This is a genomic window from Citrobacter sp. Cf087 (genome assembly GCF_030334285.1).
In the GTDB taxonomy this organism is placed as follows: Bacteria; Pseudomonadota; Gammaproteobacteria; order Enterobacterales; family Enterobacteriaceae; genus Citrobacter; species Citrobacter freundii.
Window position 1 is genome coordinate 921,571 of the sequence record NZ_JAOWED010000022.1, and the last position, 18,854, is coordinate 940,424.

Below are 18,854 nucleotides of genomic sequence, written 5' to 3' on the forward strand. Positions count from 1 at the left end.
CATGTCTTAAGTTTAAGCTGGAGAAAAAAATGGAGCTCAGCCGGAGGCAGTTCTTTCGAATCTGCGCGGGCGGTATGGCAGGAACAACTGTTGCATCTCTCGGATTCTTATCATCTTTTTCCGTTCACGCGGAAACCCGTCAATACAAACTCTTAAAAGCAAAAGAGACACGTAATAACTGTACGTACTGCTCAGTAGGCTGCGGCATGCTGATGTACAGCCTTGGCGATACAGCCAAAAACGTCAAAGAAAGTATCTACCATATTGAGGGCGATCCGGATCATCCGGTGAGCCGTGGATCGTTGTGCCCTAAAGGCGCTGGCGTGCTGGATTATATTCATAGTGAAACCCGTCTGCAGTATCCCGAATATCGCGCACCGGGTTCGGATAAATGGCAGCGTATTAGCTGGGATGATGCGATTAATCGTATTGCCCGACTTATGAAAGATGACCGCGATGCCAACTTTATTGAGAAAAATGCCCGGGGCGTTACCGTCAACCGATGGTCCACCACGGGCATGCTATGCTCCTCAGCGGCAAGTAATGAAACCGGGATCCTCGACGGTAAATTTGCTCGCGGACTAGGTATGGTCGCTATCGACTGTCAGGCACGGTTATGTCATGGCCCCACCGTTGCTGCTCTTGCACCAACGTTTGGACGTGGTGCGATGACCAACAACTGGGTCGATATTAAAAATGCCAACGTAGTGCTTATTATGGGCGGTAATGCCGCTGAGGCACATCCGGTAGGCTTTAAATGGGTAGTCGAAGCGCAAACTAAAAACGACGCCACCGTGGTGGTAGTCGACCCGCGTTTTAACCGTAGCGCCGCCGTCGCCGATCTGTATGCGCCAATACGCGCGGGTTCCGACACCGCATTCCTGCTCGGTGTAATCCGTTATCTGCTCGAAAACAACCAGGTGCAGCACGACTATGTGCGCCATTACACCAACGCCAGCCTGATTATCCGTGATGACTATCAGTTCGACGACGGCTTGTTCAGTGGCTATGACGATAAAAAGCGCCAGTACGATAAATCGAGCTGGTTCTATCAGCTTGACGAACAGGGTAATGCCCTGCGTGATGAAACATTGTCTCATCCACGCTGCGTGTGGAATTTGCTGAAAGCCCACGTCGACCGCTATACGCCAGAAATGGTTAACCGGTTGTGTGGGACCTCAGTGGCAGATTTCAATCGTATCTGCGAAATTCTCGCCAGCACCAGCGTGCCTGACCGCACCGCTACTATTCTGTATGCGTTGGGTTGGACACACCACTCCGCCGGGGCACAGATTATCCGCGCCGCCGCTATGCTCCAGTTGCTACTGGGCAATATAGGCATGGCGGGCGGTGGCGTTAACGCCTTACGTGGCCACTCCAATATTCAGGGCTATACCGATCTTGGCTTGTTGTCGACGAACCTGCCGGGCTATATGCCGCTGCCGTCGGAAAAACAGCCAGACTACCAGACCTATATTTCGCAAATCACGCCGCCTGCGCTAGGCGTGAATGAGGTCAATTACTGGCAAAATACGCCGAAGTTCTTTGTTAGCATGATGAAAAGTTTCTGGGGCGACAATGCAACAGTGGAAAATAACTGGGGCTACGACTGGCTACCTAAATGGGATCGCCTGTATGACGTAATGACCCAGGCTGAATTGATGCTCGAAGGGAAGATTAATGGTTACATCGTTCAGGGCTTCAATCCGCTGGCGGCGTTTCCAGATAAAAACAAATCAACTCGCGCGCTTTCAAAACTGAAATATATGGTGGTTATCGATCCGCTGGTCACTGAGTCGTCCAATTTTTGGCAAAATCATGGCGAGATGAACGATGTAAACCCGGCAGATATTCAGACCGAAGTTTTCCGTCTGCCCTCTTCCTGCTTTGCTGAAGAAAATGGTTCAATCGCTAACTCCGGGCGTTGGTTGCAGTGGCACTGGGCTGCGGCAGAACCACCAGGTGAAGCCTTACATGACGGGAAGATCCTTGGTCGCCTGTTTATGCGGCTGCGCGAGTTGTATCAACAGGAAGGTGGAGCGAATCCGCAACCCTTGTTGAATATTGCCTGGAATTATAAAGATCCCTACGACCCACACCCAGAAGAGATTGCGCGTGAAGCAAATGGCCAGGCGCTTGAAGACCTTTATGATGACAAAGGCCAGCTTATAGCCAAAAAAGGCCAGCAGCTCAGCAGCTTTGCACAGTTGCGCGATGACGGCTCGACCAGCAGTTTCTGCTGGGTCTACTGCGGAAGCTGGACAGAACAAGGCAACCAGATGGCCAATCGCGACAACAGCGATCCGTATGGTCTGGGCTGCACACCGGGCTGGGCGTGGTCATGGCCTGCCAACCGCCGTATTCTCTACAATCGCGCTTCGGCCGATCCATCAGGAAAACCGTGGGATCCCAAACGAACCCTGCTGCATTGGAATGGCAAAAAATGGGCCGGTATGGACGTAGCCGACTACGGCCAGGCCGCACCGGGCAGCAACGTTGGTCCGTTTATCATGAACCCGGAAGGCGTAGCGCGTCTGTTCTCCATCGACAAAATGAACGACGGGCCATTCCCGGAACATTACGAACCCATTGAGTCGCCTATTGGTACCAACCCGCTGCACCCGGATGTTGTATCCAGCCCGGTTGCGCGTATCTACCATGACGATATCGCCAATATGGGTAAAGCGGATGCCTTCCCGTACGTCGCCACAACTTACTCCATTACCGAACTGTTCCGCCACTGGACCAAACATGCACTGCTCAACGCCATTGCTCAACCCGATCAATTCATCGAAATCGGTGAGGCGCTGGCGAGCAAAAAAGGCATTGCGGCAGGTGATACGGTGAAAGTGATGTCGAAACGCGGCTTTATCAAAGCGAAGGCGGTGGTCACCAAACGTCTGCAAACGCTGACGATCGATGGTAAGCAAGTCGATACTATCGGTATCCCTTGTCACTGGGGCTTTGAAGGCGCCACACGCAAAGGGTTCCTCGCCAATACGTTAACGCCATCGGTGGGTGACGCGAACTCGCAAACACCGGAGTATAAAGCGTTTCTGGTCAACATCGAGCGAGCGTAAGGAAGGGAACTCATGGCTATGCAATCACAAGATATTATTAAACGCTCGGCGACGAACAGCATCACGCCGCCGCCCCAGGCGCGGGATTACCGTGCAGAAGTGGCAAAATTAATTGATGTCACTACCTGTATTGGCTGTAAAGGCTGTCAGGTCGCCTGCTCAGAGTGGAACGATATTCGCGATGAAGTGGGCTACTGCAACGGCGTCTACGACAACCCGACCGATCTCAGCGCTAAGTCCTGGACGGTGATGCGCTTTAGCGAAACCACCCAGAACGACAAGCTGGAATGGCTGATCCGCAAAGACGGCTGCATGCACTGCGCCGATCCCGGCTGTTTGAAAGCCTGTCCATCCGCTGGAGCAATCATTCAGTATGCCAACGGGATTGTCGACTTTCAGTCCGAGCACTGTATTGGCTGTGGCTACTGCATTGCTGGCTGCCCGTTCAATATTCCGCGACTTAATCCCGAAGATAACCGGGTCTACAAATGTACGCTGTGCGTTGACCGGGTCAGCGTGGGCCAGGAACCGGCCTGCGTGAAAACTTGTCCGACCGGCGCTATCCAGTTTGGCACCAAAAAAGAGATGCTCAATGTAGCGGAAACTCGCGTGGCGCAGTTGAAAAAACGCGGCTATGCCAATGCGGGCATCTACAACCCGCAAGGGGTCGGCGGTACCCACGTGATGTATGTACTTCATCACGCGGATCAACCATCGCTGTACCACAATCTGCCGGATGAGCCAAAAATCGCCGCACCAGTGAACTTCTGGAAGGGGATTTTAAAACCACTCTCCGCCGCCGGATTTATCGCCACCTTTGCCGGGCTGATTTACCACTACGTGGGAGTCGGCCCAAACAAAGAGACGGATGATGATGAAGAGGAGAACGGTCATGAGTAAAAGCAAAATGATTCTGCGCACCAAATTCATCGACCGTGCTTGTCACTGGACGGTGGTAATAAGCTTCTTCCTGGTGTCGCTTTCCGGTATTGCGCTGTTCTTCCCGACGTTGCAATGGCTCACCGAAACTTTCGGTACACCGCAAATGGGGCGAATTCTACATCCGTTTTTCGGGGTGATGATTTTCATCGTGCTGATGTTTATGTTCGTCCGTTTTGTACACCACAACATTCCCGATAAACAGGACCTTCCCTGGATTAAAGGGATCGTTGAGGTACTTAAAGGCAATGAGCATAAAGTCGCTGATGTGGGGAAATACAACGCAGGGCAGAAAATGATGTTCTGGAGCATCATGAGTCTAATTCTGGTATTACTGATTACCGGCGTTATTATCTGGAGGCCCTACTTTGCCCATTATTTCTCAATTAACATTGTTCGTTGGAGTTTGTTAATCCACGCGACAGCAGCCATTGTGCTGATCCACGCCATTCTGATCCATATGTACATGGCGTTTTGGGTAAAAGGTTCAATTAAAGGGATGATCGAAGGGAAAGTGAGTCGACGCTGGGCGAAGAAACACCATCCTCGCTGGTATCGTGAGGTTGAACTTACTGAAGAAAAAGCACCGGAATTAGAGTCTAAATAAAAGCAATAAGGCCGCTGTTATTCAGCGGTCTTATTCTCTCAATGGCCCAGTGATATACTGCGGCGCTGCAAGACCTGATTATCAGGCGAATAAAAGGCCCTCCATTCAATAATGAACAAACCCTATCCAACCCGCAGCAAATCACTGTATCTCGTGGTATAACGCGGTGAGAGCATATCTCGCTTCATCGCCCACGGTTGTTGTATACCTTGTCCGGCAAAATAGAGCGTTCCTTTACCCTTTTCAGCATTGAGCGTATCCAGAACGGCCATCAGCTTATCGCTGTTATGCCGTGGAGCGTTGTCATCAAAAAGATTCAACTGTGCAACACCTGAGCTAAAAAAATCGCCCAGCATGACCCCTGCTTTTTGATAACGTAGCCCCTCTCGCCATATTGCGTCCAGGCTACATGTGGCCGCCCTTATAATTTCCCGACTATCCTGGGTTGGTGTCAGCAGTTTTATCGATGCGCTGTTACCGTAATACGGTTCATTCAGGGAAAATGGGCTGGTTTTGATAAACGTAGAGATAAACCGGCAGAACTGGTGCTCTCTGCGCAGCTTTTCCGCAGCACGTGAAGCATAGGTACAAATTGCCTCTCGCATCGCGTTGTAATCCGTGAGTTTTTCACCAAACGATCTTGAGCAGATAATTTCCTGCTTAACTGGCGCAAACTCCTCCAGCTCCAGGCAAGGTTCACCGCGCAATTCCCGCACAGTGCGCTCAAGCACAACGTTGAAATGTTTGCGGATAAAGCGAATATCGGTATCTGCCAGGTCGCAGACCGTTTTAATGCCCATAGCGTCAAGTTTTTTACTGATACGGCGTCCAACACCCCAGACTTCATCAACCGGAAGCGCAGTCATCAGCTTACGCTGGCGCTCAATATTCGAGAGATCCACCACCCCGCCAGTCTGTTCCTGCCACTTTTTGGCAGCATGGTTAGCCAGCTTGGCCAGGGTTTTGGTCTGGGCGATACCGACCCCAACCTTGAGGCGTGTTTTTTGTAAAATGGTTGCTCTGATTTCCCGACCAAAATCCGTCAGATCCCGGCAGTTTCGCACGCCCGTTAAATCGCAAAAGGCTTCATCAATACTGTACATCTCCACACGCGGCGACAGCTCCTCCAGAATCGACATCACCCTGCTGCTCATATCCGCATACAATTCGTAGTTCGAACTAAAACAGAACACGCCATAGCGGCTGAACAGATCTTTCTGTTTGAAGTATGGCGCGCCCATATTAACGCCAAGCGCTTTTGCCTCCGCACTGCTGGCAATGACACAGCCATCATTGTATCTGAATGAAGCTAACAGTTAGTTGTTAGCAACGATATGATTTATAAACATATTTAATTACTAACTTTTTTCAGTCTTTTCGATTTTAGTGACTTGAATCGCCACGGGTTTAACAGACACCTCAGAGTCATTTAAAATGGCTTGAAGAGAGGTGCCCATGAGCGGTAAGTGTTATCCCGAAGAGTTTAAAATTGAAGCAGTCAAACAGGTTGTTGATCGCGGTCATTCTGTTTCAAGCGTTGCAACACGTCTCGATATCACCACCCACAGCCTTTACGCCTGGATTAAGAAGTACGTCACCCACTAATAAAGAACAGTCAGATGCTCAGGCCGAAATCCGCCGGCTCCAGAAAGAGCAGAAGCGGGTTACTGACGAACGGGACATATTAAAAAAAGCCGCTGTAGATTCAATTGGTCAACGCAACAGTTATGTGAAAACATGGGGTTGCGGAGGTTTTTTGAATGAGACGAACATTTACAGCAGAGGAAAAAGCCTCTGTTTTTGAACTATGGAAGAACGGAACAGGCTTCAGTGAAATAGCGAATATCCTGGGTTCAAAACCCGGAACGATCTTCACTATGTTAAGGGATACTGGCGGCATAAAACCCCATGAGCGTAAGCGGGCTGTAGCTCACCTGACACTGTCTGAGCGCGAGGAGATACGAGCTGGTTTGTCAGCCAAAATGAGCATTCGTGCGATAGCTACTGCGCTGAATCGCAGTCCTTCGACGATCTCACGTGAAGTTCAGCGTAATCGGGGCAGACGCTATTACAAAGCTGTTGATGCTAATAACCGAGCCAACAGAATGGCGAAAAGGCCAAAACCGTGCTTACTGGATCAAAATTTACCATTGCGAAAGCTTGTTCTGGAAAAGCTGGAGATGAAATGGTCTCCAGAGCAAATATCAGGATGGTTAAGGCGAACAAAACCACGTCAAAAAACGCTGCGAATATCACCTGAGACAATTTATAAAACGCTGTACTTTCGTAGCCGTGAAGCGCTACACCACCTGAATATACAGCATCTGCGACGGTCGCATAGCCTTCGCCATGGCAGGCGTCATACCCGCAAAGGCGAAAGAGGTACGATTAACATAGTGAACGGAACACCAATTCACGAACGTTCCCGAAATATCGATAACAGACGCTCTCTGGGGCATTGGGAGGGCGATTTAGTCTCAGGTACAAAAAACTCTCATATAGCCACACTTGTAGACCGAAAATCACGTTATACGATCATCCTTAGACTCAGGGGCAAAGATTCTGTCTCAGTAAATCAGGCTCTTACCGACAAATTCCTGAGTTTACCGTCAGAACTCAGAAAATCACTGACATGGGACAGAGGAATGGAACTGGCCAGACATCTAGAATTTACTGTCAGCACCGGCGTTAAAGTTTACTTCTGCGATCCTCAGAGTCCTTGGCAGCGGGGAACAAATGAGAACACAAATGGGCTAATTCGGCAGTACTTTCCTAAAAAGACATGTCTTGCCCAATATACTCAACATGAACTAGATCTGGTTGCTGCTCAGCTAAACAACAGACCGAGAAAGACACTGAAGTTCAAAACACCGAAAGAGATAATTGAAAGGGGTGTTGCATTGACAGATTGAATCTACAGCGGCGTACTTCGCAAAGCTGTCCGACTGAGGTACGTCTTTATCCGTGACAACACCCGTTGCTGGCCTGTTCGTCTGCTTTACCGGGTGCTGGATGTTCATCCCAGTGGCTTTTACGCCTGGTTTAAGCAGCCGCATTCTCAGCGCCACCAGGTAGACCTGAGACTAACGGGACAGATCAAACAGTTCTGGCTGGAGTCAGGTTGCGTTTATGGTTATCGCAAGATCCATCTGGACTTGCGGGATAGTGGGCAACAGTGCGGAGTGAACAGAGTCTGGCGACTGATGAAGCGTGTCGGGATAAAGGCTCAGGTCGGGTACCGAAGCCCGCGTGCACGCAAAGGCGAGGCCAGTATCGTGTCGCCCAACAGGCTCCAGCGACAGTTCAATCCGGATGCTCCAGATGAGCGTTGGATAACGGACATAACCTACATCAGGACTCACGAAGGCTGGCTGTATCTGGCCGTGGTGGTTGACCTGTTCTCACGCAAAATTATCGGCTGGTCAATGTAATCTCGGATGACAAAGGACATTGTCCTGAACGCAATGCTGATGGCTGTATGGCGGCGTAATCCGCAAAGATCGGTGCCGGTTCACTCGGACCAGGGCAGTCAGTACACAAGCCATGAATGGCAGTCGTTCCTGAGATCACACGGCCTGGAAAGGAGTGTGAGCCGTCGCGGTAACTGTCACGATAACGCGGTTGCAGAAAGCTTTTTCCAGTTACTGAAACGCGAGCGAATAAAGAAAAAGATCTACGGAACGCGGGATGAAGCCCGCAGCGATATTTTTGATTACATCGAAATGTGTTATAATAGTAAGCGTCAGCATGGTTCGAGCAATCAGATGTCGTCGACAGAATATGAAAACCAGTATTATCAACGGCTCGGAAGTGTCTAGATTATCCATGGCGATTCACATGTTGGATATCTATCAACTCCTCCAGTCGGAAAAATGTACTCTAATATAGCCTATCTTTACGTCTATAATATAAATCCCCATCAGGGAATCAGTTCAAAGCCATTTCACTTCGCCACTGGCAAATCTGAATAGCGGGTTGTGTAAGAGGGAGACAACATCTCACGTTTCATAGCCCATGTTTTTTCGACCCCCTGACCTGCAAACCAAATTTTTCCTTTCCCTGACTTATTCAATTTGTCGATGGTTTCCATTAACGCAGCGCTGTTTCTTCGTTGGGTATTATCGTCAAATAAATTTAGCTGAGCTACTCCATTACTAAAAAAATCAGTAAGAATAACACCAGCCTTCATATATCGATGACCATCAACCCATACCCTCCTTAGGGCGTTCGTAGCAGCGTTTATAATGTCACGTGTATCATTAGATGGTATCAATAGTTTTACGGATGCTTGATTCCCATAGTATATTTCGTTATCTGCATGTGGGCTTGTACGAAGAAAAACGCTAACGAAACGACAAAACTGGCGCTCACTACGTAGTTTTTCTGACGCCCGCTCTGCATAAGCACAAATGGCCTGATGCATATCTGAGTACTGAGTTATACGGTGGCCAAAAGATCTACTACAGATGATCTGTTGTTTTGTTGGTGAAAATTCTTCTAGTTCAAGGCATTGCTCACCACGAAGTTCTCGGACGGTCCTTTCAAGCACGACATTAAAATGCTTTCTTATTACCCACAATGAGCTTTCAGCCAGATCAAGCGCTGTATTAATACCCATGGAGTTAAGTTTCTTACTAATTCTTCGACCAATACCCCAAACATCCTCAACAGAGGTAAGTGCCATCAGTCTACGCTGCCGATCAATATTCGATAAATCGACAACACCACCAGTGCCACGCCATTTTTTGGCGGCATGATTAGCTAACTTTGCTAATGTCTTTGTTTGTGCAATACCTACTCCCACAATTAAACCAGTATTTTTTAATACTTGATTTTTCATCTCATAGCCGAAAGAACTTAGGGGCATGCAATTCATCATCCCAGATAAATTAACAAAAGCTTCATCAATTGAATAAATCTCGACGGAGGGAGATGTTTCATTTAATGTCTGCATAACTCGCTCACTTAGATCAGCATAGAGTGCATAGTTAGAGCTGAAGACATGAATTCTAGAACTATATGTATTATTCTTTATTTTAAAGAAAGGCTCACCCATTTTTATACCAAGTGATTTTGCTTCAGCTGAGCGAGAAATAATACAGCCATCGTTATTTGAAACGACGACAACAGGTTTCCCCTGCAAGTCTGGCCGAAAAACAGTTTCGCAAGAAGTATAAAAACTATTTACATCGACGAGAGCAAACATATCTATTTATGCGCCTTAATACTAAAAATTACTACGCCAAATATTTCTAATTCATCCACATTTTGAAATGAAATCGCGGAATAATGATGGTTGTGAGGTACTAGCTGTAGATAAGGATGAGTACGAAGTTCTTTCACGGTGAATTCACCTGAAACAGCAGCAATAACAATATCGCCATGTACGGCCGAAAGCGAGCGATCAACCACTAAAAGATCACCATCACTGATACCAGCGCCATGCATAGACTCCCCGCTAACTTTTATGAAGTAAGTGGCACTTGGATGTCTTATCAACAAGTTATTGAGATCCAGTCTGTCCTCAACATAGTCCTGTGCTGGGCTAGGAAAACCACAGGGTACTTTCTCAGAGAAGAGAGGAAGCATGGTTGGTACAGAAGCGTCTGTTGGCAAGATGAGCTGCATGATATGACCTCTTTACTGTTTTTATATACAGTATTACTAAAGGTGGCTAAGGATCAAGGAGCTTGTGAAGCGATTTCTAAAAGTGCTTGAAGCACCTGATAATTTAGATGGGAGGACCCAATATAGTTTTTTGCTTAACTTAAATCCGGTTCAGTGAAACTGTGGCACTGTGACGGTAAATCATATCGGTTTCCTGCTCTTCGATGAAGACCTAACTCTCACCGAGTTTATTCACAGGAGTTGGACGTGTATGTGCAATAAGTGCATCATAAAGTAAAGTATTCTGCATAACCGCCATGCAACTTCTAGCTGCCAGCTCAAATATCTGAAAAGCGTGATCCTGACACAAAAATCCATCTATTCAGAAACAGGGTGCAGGCCATAATAAATATGTTTAAAGCGTTCGAAAGCAATGGCCTCCTTAGATATGATATAGTCAGCCAGCAATGCTTCAGGTGTCATGCCCGTGTACCACCGCTGAGCAATTTATAAATTAGTGAGTCAGGATAAACTAATGGAACGTAGCGAAAAGCAAACCGGTATAGAACTTATTGAACCTGCGCTCTTGAAATCCGGGTGGAAATGGAAGCATGAGGTGCGATTAGGGCCGAATGAAGCCTCATCACGCATGTACATTGATTACCTTTTGACTTTTCACAACATCACTCTGGCGGTGCTTGAGGTAAAAGCAGATTTCAAAAGTGCCGCGGAAGGTATGCAAAAAGCGTCCCAGTTCGCAAGCCAGCTATTCCTTCGCTTTTCTATATCAACAAATGGACACGACTGGATCCTCACAGATAACACCACTCGTGCTTTCGAAACGTTACCGAGCCCCCCTTCTCCTGATGAGCTAATGAAACGTGCTGGTTGGTCAATTGACTGGACAAGGTGGCGAGATATTTTATCATCTTCATACTTGGGTAATGTCCCTCGGCATATTCAACAGGATATGGCAGTTCAGCACGCTTTGATGCATTTTGCCCAAGGTAATCGCCGGGCGCAGATCTCGATGGTTACAGGTTCGGGGAAAAGCCTGGTTCTACTACAGCTTGTTTGGAAATTCCTGAAAGAAAATACAGCTCAACGGCGGGTTCTTTTTCTGACAGACCGTAAAATTATCAATCAACAGATGTACGAACTGTTCAGTTCATTTCCCAATGCTGATCGCCACATGATCGAATTTGATCTGGCTAAAAATGCTATTCCTCACCCGGCAAAGATCTACTTTTCGACTGTCCAGCATTTATTTATTAAGACGAATGAAAAAGCATTGTTCCTGGATTTTCCTCCTGACTTTTTTGACCTCATTGTTTTAAATGACATTTCAACGTCAATGCATGAGCAACCTTATAATATTCTTAGATATTTTAGCGACGCACTGCAATTACGTATATCAAATGGTCTGGATATTGAAAAAAAAGACGGTGAGATCCTATCCCACTCGGAGCAAGCAAACGAGTACTTCGGTCCCCCTGTTTTTGCGTATAGCTCGACACAGGCGACAGTAGATGGGTATCTGGTGCCAGCTCACATCATCCAGCGTCAGCCTAATGAAACAGGAAAAGGTTATACATTCCCGGAGCGGAATCTTTCCTTAGAAACCGGACAAAAACACCGTCTCCATATGCTCTCTCGTACTCGAGAGATAGCAGAAGACCTGTGGGATTTACTGGGTGAGCGGAAGGCAAGAGATGAAAAAACAGTAATATTTTGTTCGGACATTACACATGCCTCATTGATGACCAGCGAACTACAGCGTTTATCAAGTAACCCCGGCTATGTGGCCAGCTTAACTTCGGTACAGGAAAACACAGAGTCAATCATAAGAACATTTTCCCGTATCGGAAAAAACGATCCAAGAATACTGGTAGTGGTTGATATGTTCGTGGGGTTGGATATACCAGATATACAAAATATTGTTTTTACTCGTTATATCAATAACATACTAAACTATAGACAAATGAAAGCTATTGGCTCCAGACCCTGCCCAGTGATAGGGAAAAGCCATCTCAACATATATGATTATTCAGGTGCCACACTGTTGGAAGAAAACTTGCAAAACGGTCTTTTCAGCAAACACCAAAGAGAATCAAACTCTGGCAGCCGGTTTTCTCCTGACAAAGACTCTATCTCTTCAAGAGATAGCCTCTGGGAGTTGTCGTCTACAGCATCAATTACGGGGAATGAAGTTCACCTCTCTGATGGCCGCATCCTTTCTGTAACTGAATATCTGGATCTTACAAAGACAGCTATTCAACACGCCTGCCATAACAATATGGACGAGCTCTATCACCTTTGGGGCAGTAAGTTGACTCGTTCCTCACTGCGCACCCAATTACATAACCAGTACATCAGTATTCCTGTCTTAAGCAGATACTTACGACTCACTGAGGCTGATGACGTAGATATTCTTGCAAAGATTGGATTCCAGCTTTCTGAAATCCCAACCAGAGCGCAGCGAGTCGAACATTTGCTGGAAACGAAAAACGAGTGGTTACGAGGATCCGGAGATTCGCAACAAGCAGAATTCCTCACTACATTTTGGCAAGCCGTGCTGGATCACTACAGCCACAGCGGAGTTGATGTACTGGAACAGGCTAGCACTTACGATTCTCCTCTTTTTATAGAGCTGTTTGGTGGATTTGTAGAGATTGCTCGGCGTTATGGTGGAGCCAGTGCGTTGCGCAAAGACCTGGGACAAATAATACAACAGCTGTATTTCCCTTCATTACGCTAAGCGAAATTGCTAAGCACCTGTTTTTGAGATGGACTTTGTTAAGAAGATTACACTGCGGTGAGCGATGAAGACGAAATCAGATAATTACGAGACAAGCCTTATGACGACTGACTGGATAGAGGATCTCAAGCGAGTTCTACCTGCTCAATCGATCCGGGAACTCTTCTCAGTTTTTTTATTGCTCCGCTGGCAGGATGTTAAAAATGAGGAAAAGCAACTAACTGGAGACTTTGAGGGAAGCGGCTACGTTCCTTTGCTTCCCTCCTGGCTACAATTGCAGAACTGGGCAGAAAGCACCAACCTTGCTGAAATTGCAGATAACATTAACGCCCTAGCTTCGCATATCGAGTGGAACAAGGCTGAGGGGTTTGATGACAGTGATTTTGAGTTCTTAAAACATCTCGACAATCCGTTACGGCACATTCAGAGCATTGACGCATCTCTACTGTTGTCTCTTGCGCGATGGGTCACTTCTCTCCAGCTCAACCCGTTGACTGCACCTGGAATCCTTTCAGATATTTTTAATCAAGTCCTTACGGAAACAAGAACGCCTCACGACGGAGAGCACACATCCTCGGAAAACCTCTCTCGCCTGGTAGCTGAACTTAGTAATCCAGCCCCAGGAGAATCGGTATATGACCCTTGTTTTGGAGTAGGCAATTTTCTTATTTCTGCATGGAATTTGACTCGCCTGCAACAGAATGAACAGAAGCACTCACTCACTTCCTTGCAGATAAGCGGTAATGACGTTAACCACAGTACTTTCCTGACTGGTCTCACAAGAATGGTATTTTCTGGGATTTCATCGACAAAACTGATGCCGGGAAACAGTCTTGATGAGAATAGCGACACAGGAGAGTTATTTGATATTGTCGTAGCCCATCCGCCCGTTGGGATTCGAACAGACTGGAAAACGCATAACTATAGTCATTACCCGTTCAAATCACCTGACATCACAGGGCTGTTCGTTCAGAACGCATTATCGAAATTAAAATCAAATGGCCGCGCGGTTATCGTTGTACCAGAAGGTTTCTTGTTCAGGAGCGGTGCTGATCGAGATTTGCGCAAGCACCTGGTTAACGAAGGTCTGGTTCAGGCTGTTGTAGGCTTGCCCGGAGGGCTCATTATTCCGGGTTCAAGCCTTAGGGGATACCTTTTAGTGCTCAATAGAACAGGCAATTTTCGTCATGTTCAGATGGTTGATGCCAGTAACATGTCCGCGCTAAAAGCCACGAGCAAACCATCTCAGCCGTTTTTAGCTGATACTGTAGAACTGACAAGTTTTGTCCTTGCACGGCATTCACGCGAATGGGGTGATTTTTCATCACGAACTCATCCAAATGAAACGAACCTCCTTACGGAGAGTAATAGCGCGAGCGAATACACAGGCTGGCAAGTTTCAGCCGCAGAATTAGCCGATGTAGACTGGGATCTCACCCCACGCCATCGAGACAGAAATGAATTACTTAATGCCCTAAAACCCATTCTAAAGGGCTTTGAAGATGGTTATCTGGCACCGCTTTCGACAATATCATCTATTTTCGTGTCACGAGTATTTAACTCGGCCGACATAACAGAAGAACCGCATTCCCCTGATGCCAAAGGATATATTCAGATAAGCGATTTGGCCCATGGGAAGATCAGCCGTATCTCACGTTGGTTAAAATCAGATGTGGCATATAATCCCCGCTGGACTCTGCAATCTGGCGATATACTGATTTCACGTTCAGGCACCGTCGCTAAAAGTGCAGTTGTCAGTGATGTCACCTCGGGTTCGCTTGCAGGATATGGACTCTATGTGATCCGCCCAGATAAAAACAGCATAGATCCCGACTATCTACTTGCGTATATCAATAGTCGTGCATGTCAAACCTGGTTGTCAGCGCATGCTCGAGGGACCGCAATTCAACGTATTAATCGTGATGCATTTTTGAAATTGCCTGTCCCCGTCTTTTCCCTCTCCATTCAGAAACGCACAGTTGCCAGGTATCACAACTCCGGCACTGATATTCTCACTTTTATCTCTGCCCTCGCCAGTTACAGCGATGCAGACCCTTTTAGCAAACTACTACTTGAAATTGAAGGCTATCTTCCCCGCTTTGTGCCAGGGACAGAGGCCACACCTCCTTTAGAACAGTTCGAACCCATAGTCGAATTGATTCGTAAAACGCAAAAACAGTCCTCTCCCTCATACACCGACGAGCGAGCAGCAAGAAACATTGCCCCGTTCCTCCAGGCAATATATTTGCTTGATGATGTGGGGAAAATTCCTCGAGGTCCTGTATTACTGAACGTCTTGCAGGAATCTGAACGTGCATTGTTCTTGATTGCAGACAATCAAGCCAATAATGAAACACCTCTTCGGGTTACAGCTGAACGTATACGTATTTGGCTAAAAGCTGTTATCGCTGATCTCTCAGTACCAACTGAACTGAAGCTTATTTCATCTCCAGCATCACTCCCGGCCGACAGCAATTATTCATTTGAAATTCAGATTGAAAATCCGGGAGTGTTGCCTTTGCGAAACGTTCAGTTCAAGACACAACCGGACTGGGGTTCTGAGCAATTCGCTTATATTTCAGAAAAATCAGCGTGTACGTTACATCTTCATGGAGACACCCCGAAAGTAGAAGGTCGTTTTAACATCCGTTTGAACTGGCAAGCTATCGGATTATCTGGTCTGGAGTATGTGGGGGAAATAGAACTTGCTTTTGAAGTTTCCGAATCAAACATTGTAAGCCGTCTTACTGATCAGGATCTCGGGAGCAGCCCATATGTTACGGGTACCCCGTTAGGACCAGAGAGTGGCCATAACGTCTTCTTTGGTCGCGAGGATATTCTTGAATGCATTAGCCGACAAATATCAACCCATGGAAATGTAATATTACTGGAAGGAAACAGACGAGCCGGGAAAACATCAATATTGAAACACCTGGAAGGAAAAGACATCATACCAGGTTGGTTGTCAGTCTACTACAGCCTTCAGGGAGTAAGTGGTGCGTCAAATGCAGCAGGAGTTCCAACAGTAGAAGTCTTCAGGGGAATGGCAAGATACATTGCTTTAGCCCTGAATAAATATGGATTCGATCTGTATTTGCCTGACGGTAGCTCGCTACAGCATAGTAATCAAACGCTGGGTGTAAGGCGCCTTATTTCGCAAGCATGTCGCAAAGGTATTTGCGAGGAAGATCCTTTTGATGATTTTTCGATATATCTGAATGAGTTACAAGAAATTTTGAAACCCATGAAGGTTGGAATCGTACTTCTTCTCGATGAATTCGATAAACTTCAGGAGGGTATTGATAGCGGAATTACCTCGCCTCAAGTGCCAGAAAATATACGTTATCTGATCCAAAATAATCCTCATTTCTCAGCCATCCTCACAGGATCCCGAAGGCTCAAGCGCTTGAGAGAGGAATACTGGTCAGCACTGTTCGGACTGGGTACAAACGTTCAGGTTACAGCACTCGATAAACCAAATGCCATTAAAGTCGTTACAGAGCCCGTTCGTGGAAGGCTTGTTTTTGCACCTGATGCAATTGATAAAGTACTCCAACTTACCGCAATGCATCCTTACCTGTTACAATGTTTATGCAATAAAGTTTTTGATTTTGCTATTAAAACTCGCAGCAAGAACATTTCGGCCACTATCGTTGCTGATTGCGCTATAAAGCTAGCCCAGGATAACGAACATTTCGCTAACCTATGGGATTATGCAGGGCAAGGCCCTACGACCGGCCGATTCCGCCGCCAGTTAGTATTAATGCTTTACTCCAAGTCAAATCGACAAGATGAATCCATTAGTTTCGGCTCGTTACATGAACAACTAACCCAAATGGGTGTTACTGTTTTTGAAGAGGCACTTGAAATAGACCTCGACTATCTAAGAGAGCTTGAACTAATTGAATACTCGGGACAAATTGATGGAGGAGAATACAGACTCGCCATCCCACTAATGGCTGTATGGATAGCCCAACAGAAGGATATGAATGTTCTGTTAAGCCACGCCCGAACAGAAGCAGAGGAAGAAAATGTCTGATATGAGTTTCCCTATTCACGGAACAAAGATACCGCCAGCAATAGGAAGGCGCGGTATCTTAGATGAAATGCAAGCTTCGCTGACCAAACCCGTTCCTGACCATCTGCAAGTAATAGGCGCACGGTTTGCAGGAAAAACTGTCGTTCTTCACAAGCTTGAGAACTTATTAAGTCAAACTGGAAGCAACTACACTTCCGTTATAATGTGGGACTTAGGTCATCAGACACCAGCGACAGATAAACAATTTTTACAGGTTTTGGCTGAAAAGCTTGCATTTGCCTTATCAAAGAGTCATCCAGAGTATGCAAAACTTTTACAGGAAGCAGACGATGACTTGTATACTTGTATCGATGACGTGCTTAACGCGTTGAAAGATGAGAACAAGTGTATACTGATAATTATGGACGGGTTCGATAAACCTCTCGAAAATGGCAAATTAACGAGGAGTCTGTGGGACCAACTGAGGGAGTTAGCCCAACTATCAAGTTTACGACTCATAACGTCAAGTCGACGCAAACTGCGAGAATTGATCAGACATCCAGATGCGCAAACCAGTGATTTTTGGAATATCTTTAACCCTGAGCCAGTAAAAATAGGCTGTTTTGACGATGAAGACTTAACAGCGCTACTGGAAAAATTACCCAATTTAACTTTCGACCAAGGTGCATTGGCCGAACTAAGGAACGAAAGCAACGGCTTCCCAGTTTTGCTACTTGGATTACTCAACACCATTAGCAATCAATCTTCCATCCAAGCCGTCAATTCTAAAATAGTTTGTAATGCAGCCTCTGACGCGTTAATAGTTCTACGGGACCAAATAGAATCCCTCTGGGACGATTGCCCCATTACTGCCAAAGATCTTTTCCTTCGCGTTAAAGACGAAAATATCGTTCCAAAAACTGAGGCTGCGCAAAGCGACCTGGATCGTCTGCTGGAAAAAGGGTTTGTAACCCTTACTGCTAACAAAATACAAAAACCCTGCAGAATGCTGACTAAATATCTGGATGAACAGCCCACGGAAGGAAATGCATTAGTTCGTCTCTTTGGCACCTCTGATGCTTATATTTCTAACATTAAACCTGCTTTTGAACGACGAATTGATCAGATTGATGATATTGACCCAGCATTAAAACACCTTCTTGAACGTGCAATCGGAGATTTACCAACCCAACCAGGTATTTTCATGGGGACCATTCGCGGGATCGTCGATCGTGTATTTGAGCTGATATGGGCCTCTGAACTGCCGGGCAGAAAGATCCCAACTGATTGGTTAGATGAGTGGGATTACAGCGGGGAAAAAATTGACGGACTCAGGTCAGTTTTCCCACAAGGAGGAAAACGAGTCCACCTATTAAAATTAATGACGGGTACTGAAAAGGTCAACCCCAGAGCAAAGAAAGTAAGTAAAACCACCTACTATCTGGTCAACTCAACGCAAAGTTTTGGTGACTTTGGCCAACACCTGAATGGCACAATTGTAGGCGAGGGTACTGCCTATGCGTTGTTCCTGCTTTGTCTGGAACTCGTTGCATCAGTAACCAGGGAATTAAGATAACCCTAGGTCATATTCAACCGATCTGCAGGCATATGGATCCTGAAGGCAGCAGAAAGTTGCTGCCTTAATCATTTCTAGTATTATTAGGGTAAATCTATACTTAAAAATGATAAAAACTCATCTTTTATAGTTTTACTATATATTATGCATCAAATGAACGAATGTGTATGCGCGCAGAAATACAGAAGTAATCATTCCCCCCCTTGCAATTTGGCTGTAGTTGAGCATTAATCTCTTAAAATTTGCATTGCTCAATATGCATAATTTCA

The 18,854-nt window shown here is 46.4% G+C and carries 9 protein-coding genes and 3 pseudogenes; 9 read left to right on the forward strand and 3 right to left on the reverse strand.

The window, feature by feature from the left end; all coding sequences use genetic code 11:
• Window positions 1-29: 29 nt before the first annotated feature.
• From fdnG to fdnI, 3 genes are read left to right on the forward strand one after another with little or no spacing between them, the layout of a single operon-like run.
• Window positions 30-3,080 (forward strand): formate dehydrogenase-N subunit alpha, encoded by a 3,051-nt coding sequence (gene fdnG, locus OGV57_RS06530; RefSeq protein ID WP_071684397.1) that lies wholly within the window; start codon window positions 30-32, stop codon window positions 3,078-3,080.
• Window positions 3,081-3,092: 12 nt separating this feature from the next.
• Window positions 3,093-3,980 (forward strand): formate dehydrogenase subunit beta, encoded by an 888-nt coding sequence (fdxH, locus tag OGV57_RS06535; protein WP_003836079.1) that lies wholly within the window; start codon window positions 3,093-3,095, stop codon window positions 3,978-3,980.
• Window positions 3,973-4,626 (forward strand): formate dehydrogenase-N subunit gamma, encoded by a 654-nt coding sequence (gene fdnI, locus OGV57_RS06540; RefSeq protein ID WP_003020312.1) that lies wholly within the window; start codon window positions 3,973-3,975, stop codon window positions 4,624-4,626. Before fdxH ends, fdnI begins: the two co-directional genes overlap by 8 nt.
• A gap of 122 nt (window positions 4,627-4,748) precedes the next feature.
• On the opposite strand, the pseudogene umuC (OGV57_RS06545) reads toward fdnI, so the two are convergent.
• Window positions 4,749-5,921 (reverse strand): annotated as a pseudogene (gene umuC, locus OGV57_RS06545) (translesion error-prone DNA polymerase V subunit UmuC); the annotation flags it as partial.
• Between the two features lie 160 nt (window positions 5,922-6,081).
• On the opposite strand from umuC (OGV57_RS06545), the pseudogene OGV57_RS06550 reads away from it, so the two are divergent.
• The 3 genes and pseudogenes from OGV57_RS06550 to OGV57_RS06560 form a co-directional block, all read left to right on the forward strand.
• A pseudogene (locus OGV57_RS06550) lies at window positions 6,082-6,319 on the forward strand (transposase); the annotation flags it as partial.
• A 67-nt stretch (window positions 6,320-6,386) separates the two neighbouring features.
• Window positions 6,387-7,538 (forward strand): IS30-like element IS30 family transposase, encoded by a 1,152-nt coding sequence (locus tag OGV57_RS06555; protein WP_001254932.1) that lies wholly within the window; start codon window positions 6,387-6,389, stop codon window positions 7,536-7,538.
• A gap of 12 nt (window positions 7,539-7,550) precedes the next feature.
• Window positions 7,551-8,444 (forward strand): annotated as a pseudogene (locus OGV57_RS06560) (IS3 family transposase); the annotation flags it as partial.
• 125 nt (window positions 8,445-8,569) lie between these two features.
• Here OGV57_RS06560 and umuC (OGV57_RS06565) read toward each other — a convergent pair.
• Together umuC (OGV57_RS06565) and umuD are read right to left on the reverse strand one after the other, a co-directional pair.
• Entirely contained in the window at window positions 8,570-9,832 is a 1,263-nt protein-coding gene (gene umuC / locus OGV57_RS06565; protein WP_003836068.1) for a translesion error-prone DNA polymerase V subunit UmuC, read from the reverse strand.
• A 2-nt stretch (window positions 9,833-9,834) separates the two neighbouring features.
• On the reverse strand, window positions 9,835-10,254 hold the full coding sequence (gene umuD / locus OGV57_RS06570; RefSeq protein ID WP_054528414.1) for a translesion error-prone DNA polymerase V autoproteolytic subunit: 420 nt from the start codon (window positions 10,252-10,254) through the stop codon (window positions 9,835-9,837).
• Between the two features lie 514 nt (window positions 10,255-10,768).
• Between umuD and OGV57_RS06575 the strand changes: the two genes are divergently transcribed.
• The 3 genes from OGV57_RS06575 (at window position 10,769) to OGV57_RS06585 (ending at window position 18,585) form a co-directional block, all read left to right on the forward strand.
• Window positions 10,769-12,991, forward strand: a complete 2,223-nt coding sequence (locus OGV57_RS06575; RefSeq protein ID WP_054528415.1) for a type I restriction endonuclease subunit R — start codon at window positions 10,769-10,771, stop codon at window positions 12,989-12,991.
• A 64-nt stretch (window positions 12,992-13,055) separates the two neighbouring features.
• Window positions 13,056-17,030: an N-6 DNA methylase gene (locus OGV57_RS06580; RefSeq protein WP_054528416.1), complete on the forward strand. Its 3,975-nt coding sequence runs from the start codon at window positions 13,056-13,058 to the stop codon at window positions 17,028-17,030.
• A complete protein-coding gene (locus OGV57_RS06585) occupies window positions 17,023-18,585 on the forward strand; it encodes a hypothetical protein (RefSeq protein ID WP_054528417.1) in 1,563 nt (520 codons plus the stop codon). Before OGV57_RS06580 ends, OGV57_RS06585 begins: the two co-directional genes overlap by 8 nt.
• Window positions 18,586-18,854: the final 269 nt, after the last annotated feature.